At 68.1% G+C, this 3,159-nt stretch carries 5 protein-coding genes; 4 read left to right on the top strand and 1 reads right to left on the bottom strand.

From position 1 onward, the window contains the following. From QOC69_RS11050 to QOC69_RS11040, 3 genes are all read left to right on the top strand, one after another. Window positions 1–1,026 (top strand): RNA polymerase sigma factor (locus QOC69_RS11050; RefSeq protein ID WP_526439305.1); only part of this gene is annotated, 1,026 nt, incomplete at its 5' end. Next, the gene (locus tag QOC69_RS11045; RefSeq protein ID WP_526439303.1) at window positions 1,023–1,709 is read left to right on the top strand and encodes an HAD family hydrolase; all 687 of its coding nucleotides are present in this window, start codon (window positions 1,023–1,025) and stop codon (window positions 1,707–1,709) included. The genes QOC69_RS11050 and QOC69_RS11045, both read left to right, overlap by 4 nt. Before the next feature lie 9 nt (window positions 1,710–1,718). Beyond that, window positions 1,719–2,180, top strand: coding sequence for a nitroreductase family deazaflavin-dependent oxidoreductase (locus tag QOC69_RS11040; protein ID WP_526439301.1), 462 nt, complete (start codon window positions 1,719–1,721; stop codon window positions 2,178–2,180). Between the two features lie 6 nt (window positions 2,181–2,186). On the opposite strand, the gene QOC69_RS11035 is transcribed toward QOC69_RS11040, so the two are convergent. Further along, on the bottom strand, window positions 2,187–2,462 hold the full coding sequence (locus QOC69_RS11035) for a hypothetical protein (protein WP_526439299.1): 276 nt from the start codon (window positions 2,460–2,462) through the stop codon (window positions 2,187–2,189). A gap of 105 nt (window positions 2,463–2,567) precedes the next feature. Between QOC69_RS11035 and QOC69_RS11030 the strand changes: the two genes are divergently transcribed. Further along, window positions 2,568–3,159: enoyl-CoA hydratase-related protein (locus QOC69_RS11030; protein WP_526439297.1), on the top strand; the 592-nt coding region annotated here is incomplete at its 3' end.

Below are 3,159 nucleotides of genomic sequence, written 5' to 3'. Positions count from 1 at the left end.
CAGGACCGCCTCGACGCCAAATACGCCGTGCTGGCGCGCGAGCTGGCGACCCGGGTCGACGAGGCCTGGGATCCCGACCGCATCGACGACGACGTGCTGCGGCTGATCTTCATCTCGTCACACCCCGTGCTGACCCGCGAGAACCAGGTCGCGTTGACGCTGCGCGTGGTCGGCGGATTGACCACAGAGGAGATCGCGCGGGCGTTCCTCGCCCCGAAGGCGACGATCGCCCAACGCATCGTTCGGGCCAAGAAGACCTTGGGCGACGCCGGGGTGCCGTTCGAAGTACCGGACCCGACCGAATACCCGCAACGGCTCTCGGCGGTACTCAGCGTGATCTACCTGATCTACAACGAGGGCTACTCGGCATCGTCAGGGCAACGCTGGATCCGCGCCGAATTGTGCAGCGAGGCACTGCGTCTGGGCCGCGTCCTGGCCGCGCTGATCCCCGACCAGGCCGAGGTGCTCGGGCTGGTCGCGCTGATGGAATTCCAGTCGTCGCGGTTCGGGGCCCGCACCGACGCCGACGGGCGGCCGGTCCTGCTCGAGAACCAGGACCGCACGAAGTGGGATCGCGCCCAGATCCGACGAGGGGTCGCCGCCCTCGAACGTGCTGCCGAGACCTTGCAGCGCAAGGGGATCGGCTGGGGCCCCTACGCGCTGCAGGCCGCGCTGGCCGAATGTCACGCCGTCTCCCCCACCGCCGCCGACACCGACTGGAAGCGCATCGTCACGCTGTACAACGGACTCCTGAAGATCTCGCCGTCGCCCGTGATCGAACTGAACCGCGCCGTCGCGGTCGCCATGGCCGCCAGTCCGGCAGAGGCGCTGGCCATCGTCGACGGGATCACCGGCCTGGACGACTCCTATCTGCTGCCGAGCGTGCGCGGTGAACTGCTGTCGCGGTTGGGCCGGAATGCCGAGGCGGCCGACGAGTTCGACCGTGCGGCCGCCGCCAATCAGAACGACTTGGAACGAAACGTGCTGCAGGACAAAGCAGTCAGAGCAAGAGAGGCGATCTCATGACGACGTTGCGCGCAGTCCTGTTCGACTACTCGGGAACGCTGTTCCGGCTCGAGGAGGACGACAGCTGGTTCGCCGGAATGCACGTCGACCAGCGCGCCGTCGACGGCCACGTCCAGGCCGAGTTGATGCGACGGCTGACCGCGCCGACCGGGCGGTCCGTCGACATGGACGAGCAGACCTACCAGGCCTGGGTCAACCGCGACCTGGCCCCACACCTGCACCGCGAGGCCTACCTGCACGTGCTGCGCGAGTCAGGCCTGGCCGACCACCACGCCGAGGCGCTCTACGACCGCGTGGTCGACCCGGCCTCCTGGACACCGTATCCCGACACCGCCACCGTGCTGGCGGGCCTGCGCCGGCAAGGCATCAGGACCGCGGTGGTGTCCAACATCGCGTTCGACGTGCGGCCGGCGTTCCGCGCCATGGGCGTCGCCGAGCACGTCACCGAGTTCGTGCTGTCGTTCGAGGTGGGCGCCGTCAAACCCAAGCCAGAGATCTTCCAGACCACGCTGTCCCGGCTCGGCGTCGACGCGGCAGACGCCCTGATGGTCGGCGACAGCGAGGAGGCCGACGGCGGAGCACTGGCCGTCGGTTGCGGGTTCGCGCTCGTCGACCCCCTGCCCACCGACCAGCGGCCGGACGGGCTGATCGAGGCTCTGAAGGCCCACGGCATCACGCTTTAGGCTCGAACCATGGCTGATGACGACGCGCCCATCAAGCCGCCGTGGTGGCTCAAGCCGATGAACAAGCTGTTCATGGTCATGTTGCGGCTGGGTCTGCCGGTCTCCGGCAAGGAAGGCCCACTCGTACTGACGGTGCCGGGCCGCAAGTCGGGTGACCCGCGCTCGACGCCCGTCACGCCGATGCACGTCGACGGCAACCGCTACGTCGTCGCCGGCTTCCCCGGCGCGGACTGGGTGAAGAACGCCCGCGTCGCAGGCACCGCGACACTGACCGTGGGCAGGACCTCGGAGACGATCCGGATGGTCGAGCTCAGCGCCGAGGACGCCCGTCCGCTGCTGCGCCAGTTCCCGAGGCTGGTACCCACCGGGGTGGGCTTCATGAAGCGCTCCGGCCTGGTCACCGACGGCACGCCCGACGAGTTCGAGGCGCTCGCCGGGCGCTGCGCGGTGTTCCGGTTCGACTCCGTCTGACCAGATCTACAGGTGCGGCGCTTCCTTGATCTTGCTGTCCTGCTTGCCGGCCGTCTGACAGAACGCCACCACTGACAGCCGAGTACCGGTGGTCTCGAGAGTGGCTGGCTCGCGGCCCTTTTCATCCTTCAGCATCTTGGCGACCGCTTCGTTCTGCGTCTTGTCGTCCGCCCCGCTGAAGTCCTTGCAGCTGGTGTCGCCGCCCATGACGGCCGGGGAACAACCGACGAGCATCACGCCCGCGACCAAACTCGAAAACAACACACTTGCTGACCGCTTCATCGTGGCCCTCTCTGTTCACGGCGCGAGACGCGCGCTGTCGCGGGACCTGGTACCCCTGGGCGGTGCCTGTGAAACCCGCGGCGGACCATCTCTACAGTCAATCAGGTGAGTGAGAACCCGTTCGACCCGTCGCTGTGGCAGCCCGTCGCGGGCTTCGACCTGACCGACATCACCTTTCACCGCCACGTCGTCGACGGTGTCAAGCAGCCGACCGTCCGGGTGGCGTTCGACCGGCCCGAGGTACGCAACGCATTCCGACCGCACACCGTCGACGAGTTGTACCGCGTCCTCGACCATGCACGGATGTCGTCCGACGTCGGCGTCGTGCTGCTGACCGGCAACGGGCCGTCCCCCAAGGACGGCGGTTGGGCGTTCTGCTCCGGTGGCGACCAACGCATCCGCGGCCGCACCGGCTACCAGTACGCGTCAGGGGAGACGGCCGACACGGTAGACCCCGCGCAGGCGGGTCGGCTACACATCCTCGAGGTGCAGCGGTTGATCCGGTTCATGCCCAAACCGGTCATCTGTCTGGTCAACGGGTGGGCCGCCGGCGGCGGTCACAGCCTGCATGTGGTGTGCGACCTGACGCTCGCCAGCCGTGAGCACGCCCGATTCAAGCAGACCGATGCCGACGTCGGCAGCTTCGACGCCGGCTACGGCAGCGCGTATCTGGCGCGTCAGGCCGGGCAGAAGTTCG

Origin of the sequence: Mycobacterium sp. (assembly GCF_032162105.1) — a bacterium.
Classification (GTDB): Bacteria; Actinomycetota; Actinomycetes; order Mycobacteriales; family Mycobacteriaceae; genus Mycobacterium.
The sequence above is the reverse complement of the archived record's forward strand: the minus strand, read 5'-3'. Positions and strand labels throughout refer to the sequence as shown.

What these genes read in the sequence shown, in the direction of transcription:
- QOC69_RS11040 (WP_526439301.1), top strand. Translation starts at nt 1,719, where the DNA reads ATGGCTGATGACGACGCGCCCATCAAGCCGCCGTGGTGGCTCAAGCCG.
- QOC69_RS11045 (WP_526439303.1), top strand. Translation starts at nt 1,023, where the DNA reads ATGACGACGTTGCGCGCAGTCCTGTTCGACTACTCGGGAACGCTGTTC.
- QOC69_RS11035 (WP_526439299.1), bottom strand. Translation starts at nt 2,462, where the DNA reads ATGAAGCGGTCAGCAAGTGTGTTGTTTTCGAGTTTGGTCGCGGGCGTG.